This window comes from Pseudoalteromonas sp. McH1-42 (assembly GCF_022347845.1).
GTDB classification, from domain to species: domain Bacteria; phylum Pseudomonadota; class Gammaproteobacteria; order Enterobacterales; family Alteromonadaceae; genus Pseudoalteromonas; species Pseudoalteromonas rubra_D.
The window spans coordinates 30,691-51,670 of sequence record NZ_JAKRFU010000017.1 but is presented as its reverse complement, the minus strand read 5'-3'; the positions used below and the strand labels follow the sequence as shown (position 1 = coordinate 51,670).

Sequence of the window (20,980 nt, the reverse complement as noted above, 5' to 3'; positions counted from 1 at the left end):
GATACGTTCATTGCGTTGTAGAATCAACTCCTCAGATTAGGCGTGTGTGAAAATTTGTATTTGTTGGTTATATAAGCTTTAAGGTGTTGTGTAGAGATTTTGCTATAAGCATTACACACCAAAATACTCGCCTTACACGTTATTTTGAATCAACCAGAGGTTTTGATGAGTTTATCTTTGTTTTCCAGAGTGTTTTTATTGATTGGGTTACTGAGTACAATCAGCTTTAGTCACAAGTTGTATGCAGCGTCATTTGAATTACCAATTGAAAGTGTCGCAACCCTGATTGGCAGAGGGATCTATGTCACAGGTACGGTGACAAGCGGTTCTGTGAACGATGGCGACTCTGCACAGGTGATTACAAAAAGTGGCGCTGTGCTGGATGTGACAATTATTGGCTTGGAGCGCCCAAGGGAGTTACTAACCTACGCAGAAAAAGGAGATTCAATAGGTGTGATACTGAAGGGCGCCACTGTTGAGGTTGTCAGTCGTGGTGACACTTTGGTGATAGCGCAGTCGGACCAGCGTAAAACACAGTGAGGCTCGTGTGCCTCATAGAGTAGACCTGGTTTCGCCTGGGGTACACGGAGCGATGAGCGAGCTTTCAAGTTGAATGTGTTTTGCTTTTTTATAATACAACATCAAAAAAGGAACAATTTTGAATATATTAAAAGCCCTATTGCTTTTTGTGTTGAGCCTAATGAGTGCTGCTGCCCTGAGCGCCAACATTCAGGTGCAAGCAGTGTCGCAGCACTTACACATTCTATCAGGCAAGGACTACGGTACGAATATCGGCCTTGTTGAGACACCCAGTGGTTTGGTTTTAATCGACCCTATGCCAGGCAAAGCACATTTAGCTGAGTTGGAAAAAGTGATCAAGGAAATTCATCACAAACCGATCACGCATATTCTAAATACACATGCTCATGACGATCATTCCGGTGGTAATGCGTTTTTTACCAGCCAGGGCGTTCAATTAATGGCGGGCGAAAGCAGTATACAAGGGGTTTTTCATCGAGTCGTGAAGTCTCATACCACGACAGATAATATCTACTATCACAAGCCGAGCAATGCCATATTTGTGGGCGATGTGTTCGATACCAGCTGGCATCCTACCTTTTATGCAGGCGGTGTTGCGGGCTTTAAGAATGCGATAGACACAGTTTTAAGATTAGGTGATGAGCAGAGCCTGGTGGTTCCGGGGCATGGGGTTGCTACGGATAAAGCCTCGCTGCGAAGGTTCAGAAAAAACACCCTCGAATGGGTGGATACCATCCGTTTACTGAGCATTCAAGGGCTAAGCGTAGAGCAGATTATGACAAACAAAAAGGTTATTGACCTTGCTGAGCGGTTTAACCTCTCGGGTAAATCGCCATTTTTGCCACAAAAAGCCTATCAGCGGTTTATAGAGAGAACCATTCAGGTTATTGAGCGTGAGCACGGCTCTGTCTAGCGTTCGGTTTGTTATGACTCAAAGAAGTGTATCCTTGGCGTTATCTGGCTGATATGCGATAGTGGCAGGGTCTGTGTCCTAATAATCATAACAATGGAATTCTCACGCTACTTTTTGTTCTTCTTTGCCTCACTGGGTGCATTTAACGGGGTTTTACTTGCCGCATGGATTTATCACAAGCGACGCGAGATAACGGGGGCACCCTGGTTATCCCTGCTATTGCTGATGCTGAGTATTCGTATTGGCAAATCGATTGCTTTCTATTTTAGCCCCGGACTCAGTAAAGACATCTTACAACTGGGGCTCAGTGCATGCTGCCTGATTGGTCCAAGCTTGTTTTCTTTTTGTGTACGTAACTTAAATCCGAACAAAAACAGCCCAATATTGCGATGGCATTTTGCAGGCTGGGTGCTTGTGGTTGTCTTCACTGGTGCAGTCTATCCCTATCATAGCAATCTGGAACTTTGGCAAACCTGGATATACAGAGGTTCAGGTTATGCCTGGTTTGGGTATTTAATCGCGGCAAGTTGGTTGTATCGGCATAAATTGGTCGCTTTATGGTCAAGACAAAATGCGCCAAACTGGCGCGATCTGCCCGTTGTTGTGCTGGGGGGCGGCTGGCTGATCTGGTTTGCTTACTATACTGCAGCTTACACGTCTTACATCATGGGGGCCTTGTCATTTTCCATGGTTTTGTATCTGAGTATCGTGGTCTATTCGGGGGGAGGCCGAACAAAAGAGAAGTACGCGGCGCAGCCGATATCGCCGCAGCAGAGCCATGAACTATCAACCAAATTAACTCAACTGTTCGATGAAGAGTTGTTGTTTACCGACCCTGGTATGTCATTACCCAGATTGGCCAAACGCTTGGGGGTCAGTCACACCAAGTTGTCACAGTTTTTAAACCAGTATTATGGTTGTAATTATAATCAATTTATTAATCGTTACAGGGTACAGCATGCTCAGTCACTTTTGCTGCAAGAGCAAAGCCTGACGATGGAACACCTTGCGGAATTATGTGGTTTCAATGCCAGCTCGACATTTTACACCGCATTTAAGAAATACGCAGGTCAGACCCCGAGTCAGTTTCGCGCGCAACAGACTCGCAAATTATCATGCTGAATACCTAAATTATAATTCAGGAGCTTGTTTTATATGGTTATGTTTTAAGGTGAGGTGAAATTCGTTAACCGGAGAAACACCATGAAAACCTGTCTTAAATACGTCCTGATTTTGCTCTGTTTGATAAGCTCTGGACATAGTCTGGCGTCGGATAAAGCGGGTGTCTTACATGCTTTAAACGACTACTTACAGGGGACACGCGAGAGTGATCCTGCGCGCATCAAAAACGCATTTCATCCGCAAGCACAGTTGTTGCTGTCACATGATACAAAACCATTTTGGACGGTGACAGCCGGACAGTATGCGCGTTGGTTTGATCGTAAAAGTGATAAACAACGTCAGGGGAAAGTGCTTTCGCTGAAAATCGACGGTGACATCGCCATGGCGCGGCTAAAAATCACCGTAGCGCCTCCTTACAAGGCATATATCGATCATATCCTGCTTAAACAGATAGCCGGGAAATGGCAGATTGTTGGTAAAACCGCGACGGATCAAACTATTCAGTATCAAAATAAAAAAATCCTCTTTATTGCATCGAGTGCCAGCTTTCACGGCGATACAGAGCTGCCCGCCGGAACCAGTTTTTCTGAGCTTGTGTACGCCTATGACACGTTTATTAAAGCCGGATATACGGTGGATTTTATGAGTACCCGAGGGGGAGCATTGAGCCTGGCGTACGTGAATACGTCTGTGCCGATCCACAAACAGTATTTGTACGACCCTGAATTCATGTATGCAATTGGTCACAGCCTGGCACCGGAGCAGGTTGATGCGTCACGATATCATGCCGTGCATTATGTTGGGGGAAGCAATGCTATGTACGAGGTCGCTGAGCACCCTCAGATCCAGGCCATCGCCATGGCGGTGTACGAGCAAAATAATGGCATTATTTCTGCGGTCTGTCATGGTACCGCTGGTATTGTGAATTTAAAACTGAAGTCGGGTGCGTATTTGGTGGCCAATAAACGTGTTAGTGGCTATCCGGAATCTTTTGAGCGCCAGGGCGCACCGTATCTTAAGGCGTTCCCATTCTTTATCGGTGAGCGAGTAAAGGCCAGAGGAGGCGAGTTTTTACATGGTGAACGGAACAAACCATTTGTTGAAATTGACGGCAGATTGATCACCGGACAAAATTATTTGTCTTCAGTGGCGGTGGCTGAGGCCATGATAGAGGTGTTAGATAAGCGTTAGGGTGGTAACACGGTGGCGAGGCAGTGAACTGGCCCTGACAAGTGGGAAGGGGAAAATACTTGCCGCTTTTAAAGTAGAGGCAATTAATTGCCTCTACGCAAAGGTGAGCAAATTAGTTATTTTGCTCTTGCCACTTTAATAACAGTGAAAGTGTTAAGCCGCCGACCTGACCGGCTTCATTCAGGCCATAATGGGTCATGGCTGCGTGTCTGAATGCGTTTGAGACTGATGTCAGATACTCTTTTACGCCGTCCTGACAAGCTTCACGGTAATCTCCTTCTGTTGAACACTGGTTGTAATACTGTTCGATATTGGGAATATAGTGAGCAGCGAAGTGATCAGAGAGGTCGCCAATATAGGCGTCGATCAGAGGCTTGGAAGTCTGCTCCACAGCATCAAGTGTGGCGGTGTCATCCCAGCAGCGCGACCATACCTGAGGATGTGCAGCTTCTTTCTCTTCTAACGTAGCAATGATGTCGGTAACACGGTGCTGAAGTCTGAGCATTGAACGGGCATCGTCAAAAGCAGCGCAGTTTTGTGGTGAATTCACGGCCTTCTGGACACTGGATTCAAGGAATTGATTAAAGCTGATGCGCGCTGGCTCAAAATCTTGCGCCAGGTTGCGCCAAAGTGATAAAACCACACCCAATCGGTAGCCATAGAAATCGTAGTCTACTGCAACCCCTTTTTTGACCAGCCACTGAACATTGTCCAGTGTTTCCTGGTAGTGCCCGGAGTCATACAGGTAAAACGTGTCGTCCAGTTTGGTTTGAAGTTCAGGGTCTAAATTACTGGCGTGAGAGGAAAAACAGAAAGTGCCAGAAACCAGAAGGGCGGTGGAAATTAAAAGTTGTTTCATTTTACTCTACTCCTTAGGAAAAAATGAATTGTCTGTGGCTCCGTATTCAAAGCCAAGGGTTAGTTTTTAATACTGCCTGATTGAGCAGTGGCAATTCATAAGCAGCATGCATGCCAAAATAGTAATTTATTACTTATTTATTTTTTCTTGCTCATTAAATGTTCGTATTTTTAGGCTGGTTGATCGTATTCAGCAACGTGCAGGGCGTTTTTTACCCGGTTAACATGGATAATAGGAGTCGCTGTAGACCTGAAATGGTGCTTCTATACAGACAGGTCGTTAAAGACTGCACTTAACTGGTGAAAATGTTTGCTGCGATTAACAATGAAGATGAAGAGTGTTGGGCTGAAAAGTTATATGATGTAAGTGATGTAGCGCGATTGCTGTTGCCGCCTAAGTCTTTCAGAAATCGCGCTAAACCAGGTTATGTTATTTGGCTTTGTGGTTCATGTGGTGCACCTGTGATTTGGGTTTGGTTACAGGCTCTTCCTCTTCTTCTTCCGGCAACTCGATGGCGTCATAACGCTCATTTTCTGGAATATCTTCCAAACGTCTTAAGGTGTTGACCTGAATATGCGGCCACTGTGTGGTTTCGCCACTGGCACCAAACATAAATTCAAAATCTACGATTTGCTCATACTGTAATTGATCGATGATTTTGTCCTTACCTGTTTCGTCCTGAATGATGATCTGTTCGAGCCACATGCGATGGCGCATGCGAACCACACGGCAGTAGCGTTCAATCATGACATTGTTCACGGTAGCGCCTTGCACTCCGGTATCGTGCTGGCTGTCTAACTCGATCAGATCATAGCTTTTGAAGTTTAATGCCTCATTGAACTCTGAAAGTAACAGATTTGGCTGGACTGTGTAGGGGAACTTTGCGCCATACTTATCGTAGTTAAAAATATTCAGGAAGTAGGCGCGTGCACTGTTGACGCCCTGATGTGCTTCAGGCTGACCTGGGTAGTCTCTTTGCTCATCCCGTGGCAGGTTTGTCCAGAAAGGCTTCTTCAGGCTGCCCGGGATCAGGTCGCGCTCAGGATCAATGCCCATGGTGGGAGAAATAGACAAGTAAGGTTGCTCCCAAAGCTTTGCAATCTCCGGTTTTTCAGGGGCATCAGGGGTTTTTTCTTTGTCAAAGTTGGTTACGCTACCCGTCAGGTGGATTGTCGTGCCATGAGGGATCACGCCTGAGCGAGAGATAGAATGGGGCGGAACAAATTGAGGGCCTTGCTCGCCCGGACCAATGACAGGGACGCCTCCATCTTCTGCAACCGTTTCAACGGTTGAGGGGCGAGAAAACATAGTGCGTGGATTTTGGTATTGGCCATTCTCTTCCCATGGCATAGTGTTGTCGCCCAGCCACAGGTACATGCCATTCTCAAAGTGCTGCAGATCGCCATCGTTATCTATGATGGCTGTTTCATATTTTACCGGGCCATTAAATTGCTCGTTTGATCCTGCACGGTTACGAACCGGCGCGTTCACTTTTGTAAAGGTTAACTGTTCGCGGTATTGCTGTGATTTGAAATGAAAAACCCCAAATACGGTTTCTGAAGAAGTACCGGGAGAGGGCATGGGAGTGGTATGCAGGCCTTTGGGGCCACCTTTCCAGTTTACCCAGGTACCATGCAGTTTATCGAGCGCGCCAAATTGCGGGACTGTGGGTTCATTGTCTTTTAATTCCGGGTAAGGGCGAACGGATGATTGTGGTGTCTTGCTAGTCATTGCATAGTCCTTATTTTTACGCCAACTTTTAGCAACTTGCTTTTCACAGGGCTGGTTGTTAGTAATATGTCGACGGGCTATTTCAAAGGGAACACGTACACCCTTCGGCGCATAAAGCGAAGGGCGTGTGTGGTAACGGTATGCGAAAAGAATGGACCAAATATACTCACTAAACCATTACAAGCTATTACAGGTCTTGACGGATTAAGCCCGATAATTTTCCATAAAAAATATCAGGCTAAGTCTTTTTTGACTGAGCAGATACCCTTGTTGTTCAGGGTGCAGTATTACGGGCAACAGTGATAATTTCCTGGCGGAACCAGCGGCTTGCCTGATCGTCTTTATTGCGGATATCCCAGTACATTTTCATTGAAAAAGGGGGCACCGACAAGGGAGGCTCAAACTCAGCAATATTAAATTTGGACTGAATGGCGGCCACAAACTTACGTGGCGCTGTAAAGATCGCATCACTGGTTTCAACAATATAAGGCGCGCTGGAGAAGTTAGCGACTTTGTATTGTACTTTTCGGGTATGTCCCAACTTGTCCAGCGCGTCATCCACGGTACCCCGAATGTCTTTCCCTGTGCCAGCCAGAATATGCGGGTAGCGACAATAGCTTGCTAAATCGAGTGCAGAATCCAGGCAGGGGTGGTCATGTCTGACGACCGACACATAGTCGTCTTTGTATAAGGTGGTTACCATCAGAGCAGGGTGACTGGACTCTATCACGCTGATTGAGAAGTCTACTTCCCCACTTTCTATCTGACTGGCAAAACCGCGTTTATCGAGCTTGGCAAAGACCACCTGAATATTTGGCGCGACTTTGCTCAGGTGAGGGATCAGAACTGGCGCCAGTGACTGCTCGACCAGGTCGCTGGTGGCGATAAAAAAGGTGCGACTGGAGTGCGCTGGCTCAAACTGCTCCTGGGTGAGGATATGGCGTTCAAAGTCATTCAGCCAGCGATTGAGCTGAGATTGCAGATATTCCGCACGTGGTGTCAGGATCAATTTGTTGCCCTGACGGATCACCAATGAATCATTAAAGCTGTGGCGTAGTTTTTTCAGTGTGTGGCTGACCGCCGACTGCGTCAGACCCGCGCGCTCTCCTGCCCGAGTCAGGTTTTTAGTTTCAAAAATCAGCTGAAGCAGGCGTAGCTGATTTAGCTCGATATCTGAAATGTTACTCATGCTCATCTCTTTCGTTATTAGTCACATTCATGACTATATTAGGGTAATTAATTTCATTAATGAAGTGGGGCGGCTTATTCTAGACCCAAGTTAAGAACACAGGTCATCAAACTTCAGGAGATGAACATGAAATTAAAAACACTCGCAGCACTAACAGCATTAATTGCAAGCCCACTGACTCTGGCCGATGAGATCCTCGTGGTTATGTCGGATACCGCGCAAATGACACTTAAAAACGGTTACGACTACAAAACAGGCGTTTACCTGAACGAGCTGATGGAACCGGTTAAGTTATTCCTGGACGCAGGTCACACGCTGACCTTTGCCTCACCAAAAGGTATGGCACCCAGACTGGACCCGGTATCTGATACACCAGACCACTTCCTGGACGTCAGCAAGGCGAACTATGAGACGCACAAAGCGTTATTTAATCAGCTCAAAATTGATGACAAGACCGACAGTCCGGTTGTCAGTTTTGCCCGCATAGAGCAAATCGGTATCGACAAGTTTGACGCGGTATTTGTACCGGGCGGTCATGCACCTTTGGGCGATTTGGTAGCAAATCCGCAACTGGGCGAGTTTTTACGTCACTTCAATGCCCAGAAAAAACCAACCGGCTTAGTCTGCCATGGTCCGGTGGCCTTGCTTTCGGCACTGCCAAATGCCGCTCAGTTTGAGGTAGCTATGAAGTCGGGCAAGAACGCCAAACCCGCAGACGGCTGGGTGTATGAGGGGTATCGCATGACTACATTCAGTAACTCTGAAGAAGCCGTTGCAACACAATACTATCTTGGTGGTGACGAACTGCACTACTGGCCACAGGATGCACTGACCAAAGCCGGTGGTGATTATTCTCGCGGTGAAAAAGACTGGCACCCGCATGTTGTGGTTGACCGTGAATTGATCACCGGTCAGAACAGCAAATCGTCTACCGGTGTGGCATTAGCACTACTTAAGCAACTTGATCAATAACCGCGCTGCGGCAAAGAAAGATAAGCGCACTGCAAGTGTTCTTGTGGTGCCCGACAAATAAGATTTTAGAAAATTCTGGAGAATAGTATGACTCAATCAGTTTTAGTGACTGGCTCAAACAGCGGATTTGGTTACCTCATTGCGAACACGCTGGCGGCTAATGGTTTTACCGTAGTGGGCACCATGCGCGACCCGCAAGGGCGCAATGCCTCGGTTGCCAATGAGCTCAGGACGAAAGGGATCCATGTTATCGATATCGACGTGACCAACGATGAAAGTGTGGAGCAAGGGGTAAAAGCAGCAATTGAGCAGACTGGGCACATTGATGTACTGATCAATAATGCGGGTGTAGGCACCCTTGGTTGGCAGGAAAGCTTTGATATCGACGATTTTAAGCGTGTGTTTGATATCAATGTGTTTGGCGTGCAGCGTATGACGCGAGCTTTGTTGCCACATATGAAACAACGTGGACAGGGAACCTTAGTGCAGATTTCCAGTATTTTAGGCCAGTTCGTATTGCCGTTCCTGGGCTCTTACAACGCAACGAAGCATGCGGTCGAAGGTCTGGCAGAAAACTATCGTGTAGAGCTGTCTCAGTTCGGTATTCAGTCTTTAATTGTGCAGCCGGGCGGATTTGGTACTGATTTTGGTGCAAACCTGCTGAGATCAAGCGATAAAGCAGTCACCGAGAGCTACGGTGAGCATGCTGATGCGCCTGAGCAGATGTGGGCAGGCACAGAGCAAGGTCACGATGCAGACAATGCACCCAGCCCGCAAATGGTCGCAGACGCGGTACTGGCGCTGCTGCAAACAGAGGTGTCTGAGCGCCCGTTCAGAACCACAGTGGATGGCTCGGGCTTAAACCCGGTTATTGAAGCGGTCAACGAAGCGCGAGAAAAAGCCATGCAACATATCTATGCTGCCTACGGTATGGACGCCATGTTCACAGTAAAACAAAGCTCATAACTTTACTGTGGAATGAGGTGCACAGGTCTTTTCCCCTGCTCGGAGTTGGGGGGAATGGCCAGACATTATCCCCGATAGTTTATGCGCCTGGATGCTTTTAAGCATCAGGCGCATAGCGACCGAATATCAACCTGTTCACTGTTACCATTCAAGTGGGGGAACAACTCGGCCAAGACACCCTCTGACTTGCATTTGGGTTGGGTTATTTGGCCCTCTTACAGGTTGCTCACCGACTTTAAATTGATATTCTTTGCCGGGTTCAAACGCCAGTACAATTGAGGACCCTCCGTAGCCAAAGTGACCCATATACTGACCTCGTTCCAGCTCAGCGCCATTTTCTATGACATTCACTATGCTCCCGACGCCCCAAAAACCAATGGCAATCATAGCCACCAGCCCGAGGTCGGCCGTTTTTATCACCCAAACATACCGCTGATGCTTACCCAGTTTTTGATACCAACCAGCTTTATCGCTATTTTTAGGCGGTAACGGGTCGTAGGGGTGGCGAGGATTAAAGTTATCAAAGTCATAGTTATACGCGCCTTCATATAATCCCTGGTCAATCACGGTGCCAGAAACAGGGGCATGAAAATGGTGGTAATCGGTAAACCAAAGCAAGATATCCAGTAATGGGCCACCAATGAAACAGCGCCCATATCCCGGGATAGCGTCTATCAAATTAAATCGATCGCCAGATTTTCCTGGCAGCACATAGTGGTTATTGGCATGGCTTTCGTTAATTTCATAACCGCCCTTATCAAGGAAAAAGACCCCGCCATCACAGGGAGAAACAATAACTCCTTGCTCGCCGGCTCTATGGCAAAGAGGGCGTTGCCCCGGCTTAAGGTTACGCAGGAAAAACTGATTGAAAGACCCAAAGCCACCTTGAGGATTATGAGGGTCAGGGCGTTCGTAGTGATTAATATTGAATGGGTGCTGATCTGTCCCAGAGTAGTTCATCCACGCACTCAAGGTACCGGTGGACGATGTGCTGTTTATCCAGTCACCATGGAAGTTTAGAAATTGCCGGAACCAGCCTCTGAAATAGCCGTCGTTAGCGAGTTTCAGGCCAGACTCCGTATTCACCAGATAGTCCCAATACTCGATGTATTGTCCTGGGTTGTCTGGCGTCGGTGTGTAAGTTAACCACTGAGCAAAAAAGCTTTGCAGAGTATAGCCTGGCTCACGATATAGATACGGCTGCCAGAAAGCAGCGATATCTTTACGTCGGGCTATATGGGTTTCTGAGCACACTTCGGCGAGTGCTTCGAGGTACCAAAGCAGGTTGAGCTGATTTTCAAGAAAAACGCCATCCAGACCCGCAATATGAAGCTCTGCCAAAGAACTGATGTCATCCCAGTTAATGGGCTCGGGTAGGGGGATCGTCGAAATGTCAGTCATGGTATTGTCCTGTGGGTTCAAAGCATCTACGCTTGGTTGTCAGTCGAGTGTTTGAGATAGAGCACAATGACTTATATAGGTGAGGGATACAGAGTGGGCAATTACAGCAGATTACACTGAGTCGATTATGCAAAAGCAGACGTTATTCGCGCCATCTAGCGGTTAAAATTGTGCTGTAAAAATCGCAGAGAAATCCGTTCAATGGATGTATGATCCAAAGCGACCTGCAACACGTTTAACACATCAAACTTGTTATCAGGAAAGTTTGCCAATGTTTCAATTCTTAAAACGCGATCCCACCAAAAAGTTACGTAAAGCCTATGATGCCAAGCTGGAGCAGGCGATGCATGCTCAGCGTAATGGCGACATTAGAGGATATGCGATGCTCACAGCTGAGGCAGAGTCGTTGTGGCAGCAAATAGAGCAGTTAGAAGCTAAGTAGAACTTGGTACAGTCGCTATGCTCTTTGGTTGAGCAGCGTTGTGTAAAAGCCAAAGCAATCATTCAGCGACTTTTTGCAGGTGTGCATTCGGCTAATAAATGTCCCATTTTAACTGTTTATGAAGCGGCCTTCATTGGAATACCAAATCCAGCTGCTCCTGAGTGCTTTTCTTCCTATGTTGTGAGTTCATTTGTGGCTATCCGGCTCTGTTCGGCTAATGCAGTTTCGTGTCTTAACCAGCGATTCATCACCACACAGGCAGTCAGGTCGCCACTTACATTGATAACGGTGCGACACATATCTAAAATTCGGTCAACCCCGAGTATCAAAGCTATGCCCGCGGCAGGGATACCAAAGCTGGCTAACACGGACGCCAGGATCACAATACCGACGCCGGGGGTACTGGGTGAGCCGATTGATGCGCCAACGGTAGTTAGAATTAGCAGCACGATCTGATTTACAGACAAGTCAACGCCGAATACCTGGGTAAGAAAAATCGCAGCCACGACCTGATAAAGCGCGGTGCCGTCCATGTTAATGGTTGCACCAAGTGGTACGATAAATTGCACAATTGGTTTTTTTACCCCAAGTTGTTCCTGGGCAGTACGCATAGAGAGCGGCATGACCGCCGCGGAGCTGGACGTTGAAAATGCCAGTAATTGCGCGCCGCGGATCGCCTTTAAAAAAGCCAGAGGGTGGATTTTAGCTACAAATGAGGCGACCAGGGTATAGATAATCAACAAGCCCGCGAGTCCCAGCAGAACCGTCGCAACATAGGCTGAAACCCCAATCAATGCATCCACACCAATACGTATGGTGATATCACACAGCAAGCCAAACACCGCAAAAGGTGCCAACAGCATGGCCCAGTTAACGATTTGCAGTGAAACAGACTGGATCCCATCCATAAAATCTATCATCAGGGCTTTACGCCGCTCTGCCAGGGTGGTCAGTGCCATGCCAATGAAGCTAGCGTATATGACGATGGCAATCATGTCTTTATCAAGCGTGGATTGCGTTGGATTAGCGGGAATAATGGCTGCGACTTTATCCGGTATGGAGCTTTGTGTTGCCTGCGTTGCGACAATTTGAGTGGGTTGATCCACAATGGCGCTGAACAAGCCACTGTCCACATAGTTACCCGGCTCTATCAGGTAAACCACTGCAAGGCCGAGCATAACTGCAACAAAGGTAGTTGTGACAAAGTAAGGCAAAATACGCATACCGACTTTCTTTAAAAAGTCTGTGTCTTTGTTACCCGCAATACCCAGAATAATAGAAGATAAAACCAGCGGTATTACCACCATTTGGATCAGAGCAAGGAATACGCGTCCGGGCAGGGCAACCCATTGTGCAATGTCCATAGCGGCAGAGTGACTGACCAAGGCCGCGCCCTGAGGAGAAAGCAATAAGCCGATTGAAATGCCGAGCGCCAGTGCGATTAGAATTTGCAGCCAGAGACGCTTTTTCTGTAATAAGCCGGCAGGCGTGTTTGTCGTTTGACTGTTTGTCATCATGATTTCCCTGTTAAGCAGCACGCGATTTGGAGTAATTAGTCTAGCATCTTGATTAGAATTAACATTGACCGGTATCAAATGTGCGCGGTTCTTCGTTCTTTTGATGAGGGTTACGCTCACTTTGCATCATACTGAGATAAGTTTTCCTCCTGATCTAATAAGCAAATCCATACTTCGCGAAGTAATCACTTTTTGTTCACGGTATTACACCAAATTACTGCTACGCTTAAAGTTAACTGATTCAATTAGGGCCAGAGCATGCTGTGTCTGTTGTACCAATACAATAGGGAGCAGTAATGATTAAGTATGGATTTTTACCTTTTTCAGCCTATGTGATATCTGACTTTTTAGTCTTTCATCGTCACCGTTCAATTAGTCTGGAAATTTTACTACGGCAGATCCGTTTTACCGGTGTAGAGGCACTCGGTTTGGTAATGCTGATTGCTTTATTGATAGGCGCACTGATCATTGTTCAGGGTTACCCTTTGTTGTCCTCCATTGGTCAGGTTAAGTGGACCTATGCCATTTTGATTTCAACCATTGTCAGGGATCTCGGTCCGTTTATTGTTTGCTTTGTAGTGCTGGCCCGATCTGGTACTGCGATCACCACAGAATTGGGCAACATGGTGGTTCGTAAGGAGATAGATGCACTGATAGCCATGGGCGTATCACCGATCTCCTATCTCGTTGCACCTAGGGTTTTAGGCATGGTTGCATCGCTCATTTTACTCATGAGTTACTTTGTTGCGTGCGGTATTTTTGGCGGCTATCTGGTCAGCAATGCATTTGCCTCGATCCCTCTGAGCACGTTTTTCGCTAAGCTCATGGCACAGCTGCACTGGCTTGATATGGTGATCATGTTGGCTAAAGTCGCATTTTCCGGATTGATGATTAGTCTGATTGCCAGCTATCACGGTCTGACCGTGAAAAGCGCGATTACTGAGGTACCGCAGCGCAATATTAAAGCGGTTGGTCGGGGTTTGATAGCCTTATGTGTGATCCATGTGATGTTTACTTTGTTGTATTTCGCTCTGATGGGTGACTGGTGATGAAAATAGCACTAAAAGACATAAGCCACAGCGTGGCAGATCAACCTATTCTTGCCAGTATTAACGTGACTGTTGAGCCGGGAGAATGTTTGTTGATCACTGGGCGTTCAGGCAGTGGTAAATCGGTTTTGTTCAACATTATTTGTGATATCACTCGCCCTCAACAGGGTCATGTGCTGATCGATGACGTTGAGATAGCGACAATGACGGCGTTGCAGTATGCGCGTTTTCGCCGTGATCTGGGGGTGATCTTCCAGGTTTCTGCACTGATATCCAACCTGACGCTAGAAGAAAACCTGCTGCTACCATTAAATCGCCATCATAGCCGGCTTAGTTTGGACGAAAAACGCCAAAAAGTGGGGAAGATTTGTCGGCAATTCGGGTTGACTCAGTATATTGACCAGCGCACCGACCGTTTGTCTTCCGGATTGGCATCACTTGCCGGACTGGCTCGTGCGTTAATCATGGAGCCAAAAGCGTTGATTTGGGATGCGCCAATGGCACAGGTTGACCGCGCCTGGTGCCAACATGAGCTTGAGTTACTCAAGGACCTTAAAAACAAAGGGACGACACTGGTGCTGTGCTCAAATCGACAGGAGTTAATCACGAGCCTGGCAGATCACCAATTGCATTTGGGAGTACCGGACGAACTAACTCTGGGGAGTGAGCATGCAGCACAAGCCCAAAAATGCCAATAGAATCGTCATCGCCTTCAGCCTTACCGGGGTATTACTCCTGGCCGCATTTTGCATCATGATCCTGGTGAATAATCACACTTTTGCCGACAAAGTTTACTATAAGACAGTGTTGGACAATGCGCGCGGCTTGAGCGCATTGCCTGCTGTATATTTCAAAGGAATGGAAATCGGGCGAATTGACAGTTATCAGCTCAATTTGCAGAGTAATGAGATTGACGTTGAGTTTTGGGTGTTTCAAGAGTACAGCACAAAAGTCGTAAAATACGCGCTGCTAACGGGTGAACAACACCCTATTTTTGATGAGGTCACGACGCTAGATTTGCTGTTACCCGAAGCGGATAAAGTGGGCCCTTTTGTTTCCTTGCCGGCAGGGGCATTGGTACCCCACATCAACAGCGCGCTTGGTCAGCAATATCTCGCTGCAGGCTATGTATCGCGCTCAAAAGACGATGTGGAGTCGATCCTGACTAGTATTCAGGATCTTTTGCAGAATTTACAAAAGGAAGACAATCCAGAAGCGGGCTCCTTGTTCAGAGCACTCGACAGAGTCGCAAAGATTAGTGATCACATCATGATAGTCAGTGAAGAATTGCGCGAAAGCGAATTGTTACCTGAAGCTGAAAAAACCCTCAAGCAGAGCCAGGTCTGGCTGGCTCAAATGCCGCAATTACTCAATCAGCTGAATCAGACCCTGGTTAAAACAGACAGCATGCTGACCCAGGCTCAATCGACTTTAACAACGTATGGTCAGCCCACTGAACTAGTGAAAGAAATCACTGACAGCCAACTGCCGCTGGTTCTGCACAACCTCAACGCTAACCTTACTGTCATGCAGCAAATGCTCAAAGATGTGCACGGTGAGCGAGAGCAGTTTGTCCTGACAGTACACAGTGTGCAGCAAGTCCTGACACAAATGGAAAAAACCCTGGAGGCGCTCAATAATCACCCGGTATTCAGAGAAGGGATCAGTGCGCCCGTCGACAACGAAGGGATCGAAATGCATGATTAAGATACGTTGTATGATATTGCTTTGTGCCCTTAGTGGGTTGATTGGTTGCTCCTCGGCGCCGGAGCGAGATTATCAGGTTAACACCTATCAGCGGCAGGCTTCAGCCTGGTTGGCTCAGGGTGATCGCAAACGACAGCTGGGGGCTTATCAGCAGGCTTTACAGTATTACGATAATGCTTATCGATATGCCAGTAAACGGCATGATGTGGCGCAAATGGGATTAGCCCGGCTTAAGCAAGCGGCGGTATATATTAAGCTAGGGCAGGGTAAGCTGGCGGAAAGCAAAATCGCTCAGGCTGCTGAGTTTGCCAGGTTTGAGCAGACCGAGCTGATGCCTGCCATTGACTTTATGCGCAGTAAATTGGCATTTTCTCGTGGCGAGCAGGCACAAGCACAGTCAATTTTAAGCAAATTACAGGCTCAGTACGGCGATCAGCCAGAAAAACAGGTTTACTATCGTTGGGTGGGTTGGCAATATGCGCCAGATCGGTTGGACTGGCTTCAGGCTGGACAGGATATGCAACTACTGGCAAAAATGAAAGCCGACAGGACACTGAAAAACATTGAGATTTTGTCTTTTGTAATTTATTACAACGTACTTTGGCGGGTTGCGTTCGGACAACAAGATGTGCCCCAGGCGATAGAGACCGCGATTACACACTTCGCATCTCTGGAGCTGACGAATAGATTGATTGATTGCTTTGAGATCGCAAAGCAGTATTATCTTTCGCTGGGCGATGAAGCCCGGGCTCAATATTATCAGACGCGTCTTACCGAAGTGAGCGGTTTTGGTCGTTAAGCCTGTGCACTTGTCTTTCTCTTAGCTTAAATCCACATCTGTATATGTTGTTGCTAATCGTAGATTACCTGCGAACCTGCATGTAATAGTCCGAGTCTCTACACTGGCGTTTGGGCAAACTGATGGTCATCTAATCAGACCACAGGACAATCACCATGCAACTTTCACAAAGCCTTATCAAGGACATTATGCCCCATGCCAGTATTGATAATATTCGTTATTACCTGAGTGCACTGAACTCAGTGTTGCCTGAGTACGAGATAACAACGCCATTAAGGGTGGCGCACTTTTTGGCACAAATTGGTCATGAAAGCGGCAGTCTGAAATATAAGCAGGAAAATCTCAACTACTCAACAGTGGCGCTGAGCTCCGTATTTAGCAAGTACTTCCCGGATGCGACGCTTGCTGCTGAATATGCGCGTAAACCAGAGCTGATTGCCAATCGGGTGTATGCCGATAGGATGGGCAATGGTGATGAAGGTTCCGGAGATGGCTGGCGCTATCGTGGCCGGGGGCTAATACAGTTGACAGGTAAAAGTAACTATCAAAGGTGTGGGGAAGCGATAGGGCAAGATCTGCTCGGTCAGCCTGACCTGATCTGCAGTGAGCCGGAAATCGCGGTCAGATCGGCTTGTTTTTACTGGCAAAGTCGCAAATTGAACGCGCTGGCTGATCAGGATGAACTGGTCGCCATTACCCGAAAAATAAATGGCGGGATCCATGGTCTGGAAGACAGAGCGGCATTTTTAAATCGTGCCAAACAATTTATGTCGATAGATCAGGGAGTGTGACTATGGATGCAATTAGCAAAATGTCGCTGATTGAATTAAGTCGCCACTTTGCCTACCTGCAAAATAGCGAATTGTGCTGGCAAAGGCTGGAGCATCTTATTCTGCAACAATGCAAAGAGAACTTTGTTCAGGCGCGCCAAAGCGCTCAGGAAGTTGATGCCATGTCTGTCTGGTGGCAAACGTGTTTTGAGCTGCTATCGGCACATCAAATCCAGATCTGCCATGTGAACTATCGGGAAGAGTACATAGAGCTTTTCAACCGGGGCCCGGCGATTGTTGATTTACATGGCTGGAAATTATGCGCGGGTGATCAGGGGCAGTCGTTGGTTTTTCCGCGCCGAACACTGATGCACCCCCAAGAAAAGCTCACCATCACAACCAGTGAGCATGACTCTACACTCAACTTTGCCAGTGCTCGACCTATCTGGAACAACCGGGGAGACAGTGCAACTTTGTTAGATGCCAGTTGGGCTGAGATCTGCTGTTGGAAATATGGTGTTGCTGCCCACTGTGAGGTTGCCATTAGTCAGGTTCACTATGACAGAGCGCAGCACGATGAATACGTTGAAATTGCTAATCTGGGATCGGCCTGGGTAGATCTCAGTGGCTGGTCTGTTGTGGGCGATAAATCACAGCAGTTTGAGTTCCCTTCAGGCGCGGTATTACGCCCACAAGGCATGGTGCGGGTTTATACTAGCCTGTGTCATCCACAAACAGGCGGGTTCAGTTTTAACAGTAAACAGGCTTTGTGGATGCGAGAGGGAGGCGAAGCATGTTTGCTTGACTATCAGAGTCGGCTGGTGAGTAAGTTTAGCTGGTGAATCAGGGAGGATAGGTAAATGGTTACGCAAGCTGCCAGCAAAGTGCCTGAGGCTGGGACACCAACCATCCGGTTGAGGCCATGGACGCAACTCATCGAAGAATGCCATGCTATGATGGCATTTGCATTTCGCAAGGGATTACAGGTACCAGAAAGCACGGTGATCATGCTATATCAACTTGATCTCGAAGATAAAAACGTGGCAGGTGCGCGGGATCTTGCCCGGGTACACAACCGCTTGGCTGAGCTGGTATCACCGGCTAAACCAGAGACCATTTGGCTGATGGCAGAAGAAAGCCATAAGGGATCCTGGTTGTTATTTTTGGGTCGGGTGAAATTGATCCGAAAAATGATGCTGGTGGCGATCAGCTCACTGGTCGCGCTTATTGCACTAAGTCTGTCGAGTTACATTAACAACGAGAACATGGTTGCCAGTATGTTCGATATGGAAGGAACCAGGTTGCTATATGTGCAGGCAATTTTGCTCGCTGCTGCGGCAATTGGGGCCTCATTTTCTGCGCTGTTTAAAGCAAATAGTTATGTGACCGCGGGTTGTTACGACCCCAAATATGAAAGTTCTTACTGGGTGCGCTTTGTAGTCGGTCTGATTGCCGGGATCATTCTTACACAATTGATCCCGATTGACTTGCAAGCAGTAGCCGATGCCACAGCTGCACAGCATCGTGGTACTGAGATCAGCCAGGCTGCGCTGAGAATTACGATGGCATTGGTCGGTGGGTTCTCTGCTAATTTGGTGTATAAAATACTCGACAGAGTGGTTGAAACTGCACAGTCATTTATTGCTCCGCCAACTACTCCTTCACCTGACAACAGTACACAATCACAGGCTCCACATGTGCGTATACAAGAACTGGAGCAACTCACTTCAGTAAGCCTGAGCATCCTTGCTATCCAACAAAAGCTGACCAGCGATCCTGATATTACGCTTGAGCAAATTCAATTGATGCTCAGTGAGTTGATCGATGCAGTGACGTCAAGTCGCCACGCACAATGATAGTACCATGGTCTGATTATGCTGGCTGTCGACTTGCAAAAGTCGTAATGGTAATCAGCCCATGTATTGCTATGACTAAGTGCATAGATTTACAGCAAAAAACAGCAGAAATCCCCCGATAAATTGGCGCGATAAATCTTATTCTGATCCTAGTGTAATGTTCAAACTATGGAGCAGAAAAAATGAGTACATTGAGTTTTCGTTTATGTGAGGCCCCCGATGGGCGTCGATTCGCCTGTTTGTCAGATCAACCTGAAGTAACGGAATTGTTCGATCTGGGTTATACGCTGGCGAGCCGAAATCGGCACAGCGTCATACCGACTTTGCCGCGACAAAGCTGGGCAAGTGAATACAGTGTAACCGGAGAGGCATTTACCCCCTTACAGGTAAAAGAAGAGCTGCCGCAAGGGATCAGGTATGCTTTTAATGCCTTGTTATCTGAACTCATTGAAGGTGTGGATGTGTTGTTTTGCAGTTATGCGCTTGGGAATGCAAATAGCCTCCCTGTTTGTGATGACATCATGGATAGATATCGCACGACCGACTTCGTACTTTTCCCTCAGGCTGCCAATCATAGTAAGGTCTCTGACATACCACCTTACCTGGTTTCTTACAGTTTGCCACGCAACGCGCTGTCAGGTATCGAACAGCATCGTATCTACTGTCAGCTAAGTAGTTTTGCGTTTGCGCAGGCTTTTCAGGCCATTATTGAGCAGCGGGTCAAAGCCGCGCAAACATTTTGTGACCTGACTCAAATGACGTCAACGATAGATAAATTGACAGCGCAAAGAGCCATCAATCGTTTTACAGAATGCCTGCGCGCCCATCATCAGCCTAGTCAGTAGCACACGTCTCTCACGGGCTTACTCAGCGCCGCCATGTGTTGAACCAGGAGAGCAAAGAGTTACTTGGTTCAACGTATTACGCAATTTATTTTTCCGGAGCCTTTATGACTTCCTTGTTCCATTTTTATGGCACCTACCTGGCAGGGCTTGCTCTTAACTTTGAACCCAAACGCGCACGTCTGTTGGCGAAATATGCTGGGCAGGGTGTGTTGCAGCGGGTACCGCAAAAGACCCTAAACTGGCATTGCGACTCAACGTACCTTACGCCGATCCAAACGGGGTGTGCGGATAATAATATCGATAGTTTTGGCCCAGCTCACTGTAAACTGGCTTTTTCTCACTTACCGGCTTTTGGTGAGTATGAGCAACGAATGGGTGAACCAGCACTGCTATTAGACGAAGCTGGTTTGTCAACTTCCCCCTCTGGGCGGTTGGCTGAAACAATGATTAAACCTCAGTTAAACAAGCTACCCGCCTTTTTGATGTGTCAGCCGGACAGCCGGTTCTCCCGGAGGATGCTCAACGACGTGATTTTTAAGTCTCGTTATCACAATGAAGTACAGCGGATGTCTGAAGCTTTGTTTGGTTGTCGCCTCTACGTTTATCAGAGTACCTGGCCTTTAGCGCACTGGCCGGCGCTTTGTCAGAGCTGGCTTGCGACCTGTTATGCGCTGGATTGCTGGCAACACAATAAACCCCTGAAACTGTTTGGCAACGACTGGCAAATGTGCAGAAATGCGCGTGTTCAGGCTATCTACCGTAGGTTGTGCGCTATGTATCCGCAAATGATCAAAACACCGAACAGCGTAAGCCGGGAGCGCTTGTGGACGGCATTGCTCAGTGAATACAAAATGCCTGAACTGGCTGATAAAGGTAATACAGCATCACGGGAAACGGCTTTTTTGGAGCAGGCGCGTCGATATGGCCAGATCACCAAAGCGGGGCGCATTCTGGCATTGAGCCAATTTAGAGAGTCTAACTGGTATAAATTTAATCTTGCCGCTACTTACCATTGCAACTGGCTATCACGGCAATTGCACCACCGTGGCTTTAATCAGTTTGATACCAGGCAATGTCTGGGCTCGGCTTTTGTGTCCTATTAATTCTGCCT

21 protein-coding genes are annotated in these 20,980 nt (G+C 47.5%); 16 read left to right on the top strand and 5 right to left on the bottom strand.

What is annotated here, in order from left to right:
- Positions 1-165: 165 nt before the first annotated feature.
- The 4 genes from MHN31_RS15710 to MHN31_RS15695 all read left to right on the top strand — a co-directional run bounded on the left by MHN31_RS15710 (position 166) and on the right by MHN31_RS15695 (position 3,766).
- Complete coding sequence (locus MHN31_RS15710; RefSeq protein WP_239444705.1) at positions 166-540, top strand: EF-Tu/IF-2/RF-3 family GTPase; 375 nt, start codon at positions 166-168, stop codon at positions 538-540.
- Between the two features lie 118 nt (positions 541-658).
- On the top strand, positions 659-1,453 hold the full coding sequence (locus tag MHN31_RS15705) for an MBL fold metallo-hydrolase (protein ID WP_239444704.1): 795 nt from the start codon (positions 659-661) through the stop codon (positions 1,451-1,453).
- A gap of 93 nt (positions 1,454-1,546) precedes the next feature.
- A complete protein-coding gene (locus MHN31_RS15700; RefSeq protein WP_239444703.1) occupies positions 1,547-2,575 on the top strand; it encodes a helix-turn-helix domain-containing protein in 1,029 nt (342 codons plus the stop codon).
- Positions 2,576-2,656: 81 nt separating this feature from the next.
- Positions 2,657-3,766 (top strand): nuclear transport factor 2 family protein, encoded by a 1,110-nt coding sequence (locus MHN31_RS15695; protein WP_239444702.1) that lies wholly within the window; start codon positions 2,657-2,659, stop codon positions 3,764-3,766.
- Between the two features lie 112 nt (positions 3,767-3,878).
- Here MHN31_RS15695 and MHN31_RS15690 read toward each other — a convergent pair whose 3' ends face one another.
- The 3 genes from MHN31_RS15690 to MHN31_RS15680 all read right to left on the bottom strand — a co-directional run bounded on the left by MHN31_RS15690 (position 3,879) and on the right by MHN31_RS15680 (position 7,545).
- Positions 3,879-4,625 (bottom strand): hypothetical protein, encoded by a 747-nt coding sequence (locus tag MHN31_RS15690; RefSeq protein WP_194868727.1) that lies wholly within the window; start codon positions 4,623-4,625, stop codon positions 3,879-3,881.
- Between the two features lie 429 nt (positions 4,626-5,054).
- Complete coding sequence (locus tag MHN31_RS15685; protein WP_239444701.1) at positions 5,055-6,356, bottom strand: peroxidase, FMP-type; 1,302 nt, start codon at positions 6,354-6,356, stop codon at positions 5,055-5,057.
- Positions 6,357-6,630: 274 nt separating this feature from the next.
- Positions 6,631-7,545 (bottom strand): LysR family transcriptional regulator, encoded by a 915-nt coding sequence (locus MHN31_RS15680; protein ID WP_239444700.1) that lies wholly within the window; start codon positions 7,543-7,545, stop codon positions 6,631-6,633.
- A 126-nt stretch (positions 7,546-7,671) separates the two neighbouring features.
- On the opposite strand from MHN31_RS15680, the gene MHN31_RS15675 reads away from it, so the two are divergent.
- Both MHN31_RS15675 and MHN31_RS15670 read left to right on the top strand, forming a co-directional pair.
- Entirely contained in the window at positions 7,672-8,517 is an 846-nt protein-coding gene (locus MHN31_RS15675; RefSeq protein ID WP_239444699.1) for a type 1 glutamine amidotransferase domain-containing protein, read from the top strand.
- Between the two features lie 87 nt (positions 8,518-8,604).
- The gene (locus MHN31_RS15670) at positions 8,605-9,483 is read left to right on the top strand and encodes an SDR family oxidoreductase (protein ID WP_239444698.1); all 879 of its coding nucleotides are present in this window, start codon (positions 8,605-8,607) and stop codon (positions 9,481-9,483) included.
- A 141-nt stretch (positions 9,484-9,624) separates the two neighbouring features.
- Here MHN31_RS15670 and MHN31_RS15665 read toward each other — a convergent pair whose 3' ends face one another.
- Positions 9,625-10,884 (bottom strand): phosphatidylserine decarboxylase, encoded by a 1,260-nt coding sequence (locus MHN31_RS15665; RefSeq protein ID WP_194868725.1) that lies wholly within the window; start codon positions 10,882-10,884, stop codon positions 9,625-9,627.
- A 271-nt stretch (positions 10,885-11,155) separates the two neighbouring features.
- On the opposite strand from MHN31_RS15665, the gene MHN31_RS15660 reads away from it, so the two are divergent.
- Positions 11,156-11,326 (top strand): DUF6435 family protein, encoded by a 171-nt coding sequence (locus MHN31_RS15660; RefSeq protein WP_125563711.1) that lies wholly within the window; start codon positions 11,156-11,158, stop codon positions 11,324-11,326.
- A gap of 173 nt (positions 11,327-11,499) precedes the next feature.
- Here the strand turns inward: MHN31_RS15660 and MHN31_RS15655 are convergent, their stop codons facing one another.
- On the bottom strand, positions 11,500-12,840 hold the full coding sequence (locus tag MHN31_RS15655) for a dicarboxylate/amino acid:cation symporter (protein WP_239444697.1): 1,341 nt from the start codon (positions 12,838-12,840) through the stop codon (positions 11,500-11,502).
- 299 nt (positions 12,841-13,139) lie between these two features.
- Here MHN31_RS15655 and MHN31_RS15650 point away from each other — a divergent pair, with 299 nt between their 5' ends.
- The 9 genes from MHN31_RS15650 to MHN31_RS15610 all read left to right on the top strand — a co-directional run bounded on the left by MHN31_RS15650 (position 13,140) and on the right by MHN31_RS15610 (position 20,972).
- The gene (locus MHN31_RS15650; protein ID WP_010386433.1) at positions 13,140-13,892 is read left to right on the top strand and encodes an ABC transporter permease; all 753 of its coding nucleotides are present in this window, start codon (positions 13,140-13,142) and stop codon (positions 13,890-13,892) included.
- The gene (locus MHN31_RS15645; protein WP_239444696.1) at positions 13,892-14,590 is read left to right on the top strand and encodes an ATP-binding cassette domain-containing protein; all 699 of its coding nucleotides are present in this window, start codon (positions 13,892-13,894) and stop codon (positions 14,588-14,590) included. Before MHN31_RS15650 ends, MHN31_RS15645 begins: the two co-directional genes overlap by 1 nt.
- Positions 14,562-15,599 carry an MlaD family protein gene (locus tag MHN31_RS15640; RefSeq protein WP_125563705.1) on the top strand — a complete coding sequence of 346 codons (1,038 nt, stop codon included), beginning with the start codon at positions 14,562-14,564 and terminating at the stop codon, positions 15,597-15,599. The genes MHN31_RS15645 and MHN31_RS15640 overlap by 29 nt, the downstream gene beginning before the upstream one ends.
- Positions 15,592-16,398: a hypothetical protein gene (locus MHN31_RS15635; RefSeq protein ID WP_239444695.1), complete on the top strand. Its 807-nt coding sequence runs from the start codon at positions 15,592-15,594 to the stop codon at positions 16,396-16,398. Before MHN31_RS15640 ends, MHN31_RS15635 begins: the two co-directional genes overlap by 8 nt.
- Before the next feature lie 155 nt (positions 16,399-16,553).
- Complete coding sequence (locus MHN31_RS15630) at positions 16,554-17,189, top strand: glycoside hydrolase family 19 protein (RefSeq protein ID WP_239444694.1); 636 nt, start codon at positions 16,554-16,556, stop codon at positions 17,187-17,189.
- Positions 17,190-17,191: 2 nt separating this feature from the next.
- Positions 17,192-18,010 carry a lamin tail domain-containing protein gene (locus tag MHN31_RS15625; protein WP_125563699.1) on the top strand — a complete coding sequence of 273 codons (819 nt, stop codon included), beginning with the start codon at positions 17,192-17,194 and terminating at the stop codon, positions 18,008-18,010.
- An 18-nt stretch (positions 18,011-18,028) separates the two neighbouring features.
- Positions 18,029-19,024 carry a hypothetical protein gene (locus MHN31_RS15620; RefSeq protein WP_239444693.1) on the top strand — a complete coding sequence of 332 codons (996 nt, stop codon included), beginning with the start codon at positions 18,029-18,031 and terminating at the stop codon, positions 19,022-19,024.
- A 182-nt stretch (positions 19,025-19,206) separates the two neighbouring features.
- A complete protein-coding gene (locus MHN31_RS15615; RefSeq protein ID WP_239444692.1) occupies positions 19,207-19,869 on the top strand; it encodes a hypothetical protein in 663 nt (220 codons plus the stop codon).
- A 104-nt stretch (positions 19,870-19,973) separates the two neighbouring features.
- Positions 19,974-20,972, top strand: a complete 999-nt coding sequence (locus MHN31_RS15610; protein ID WP_239444691.1) for a hypothetical protein — start codon at positions 19,974-19,976, stop codon at positions 20,970-20,972.
- The last annotated feature ends 8 nt before the right edge of the window (positions 20,973-20,980 follow it).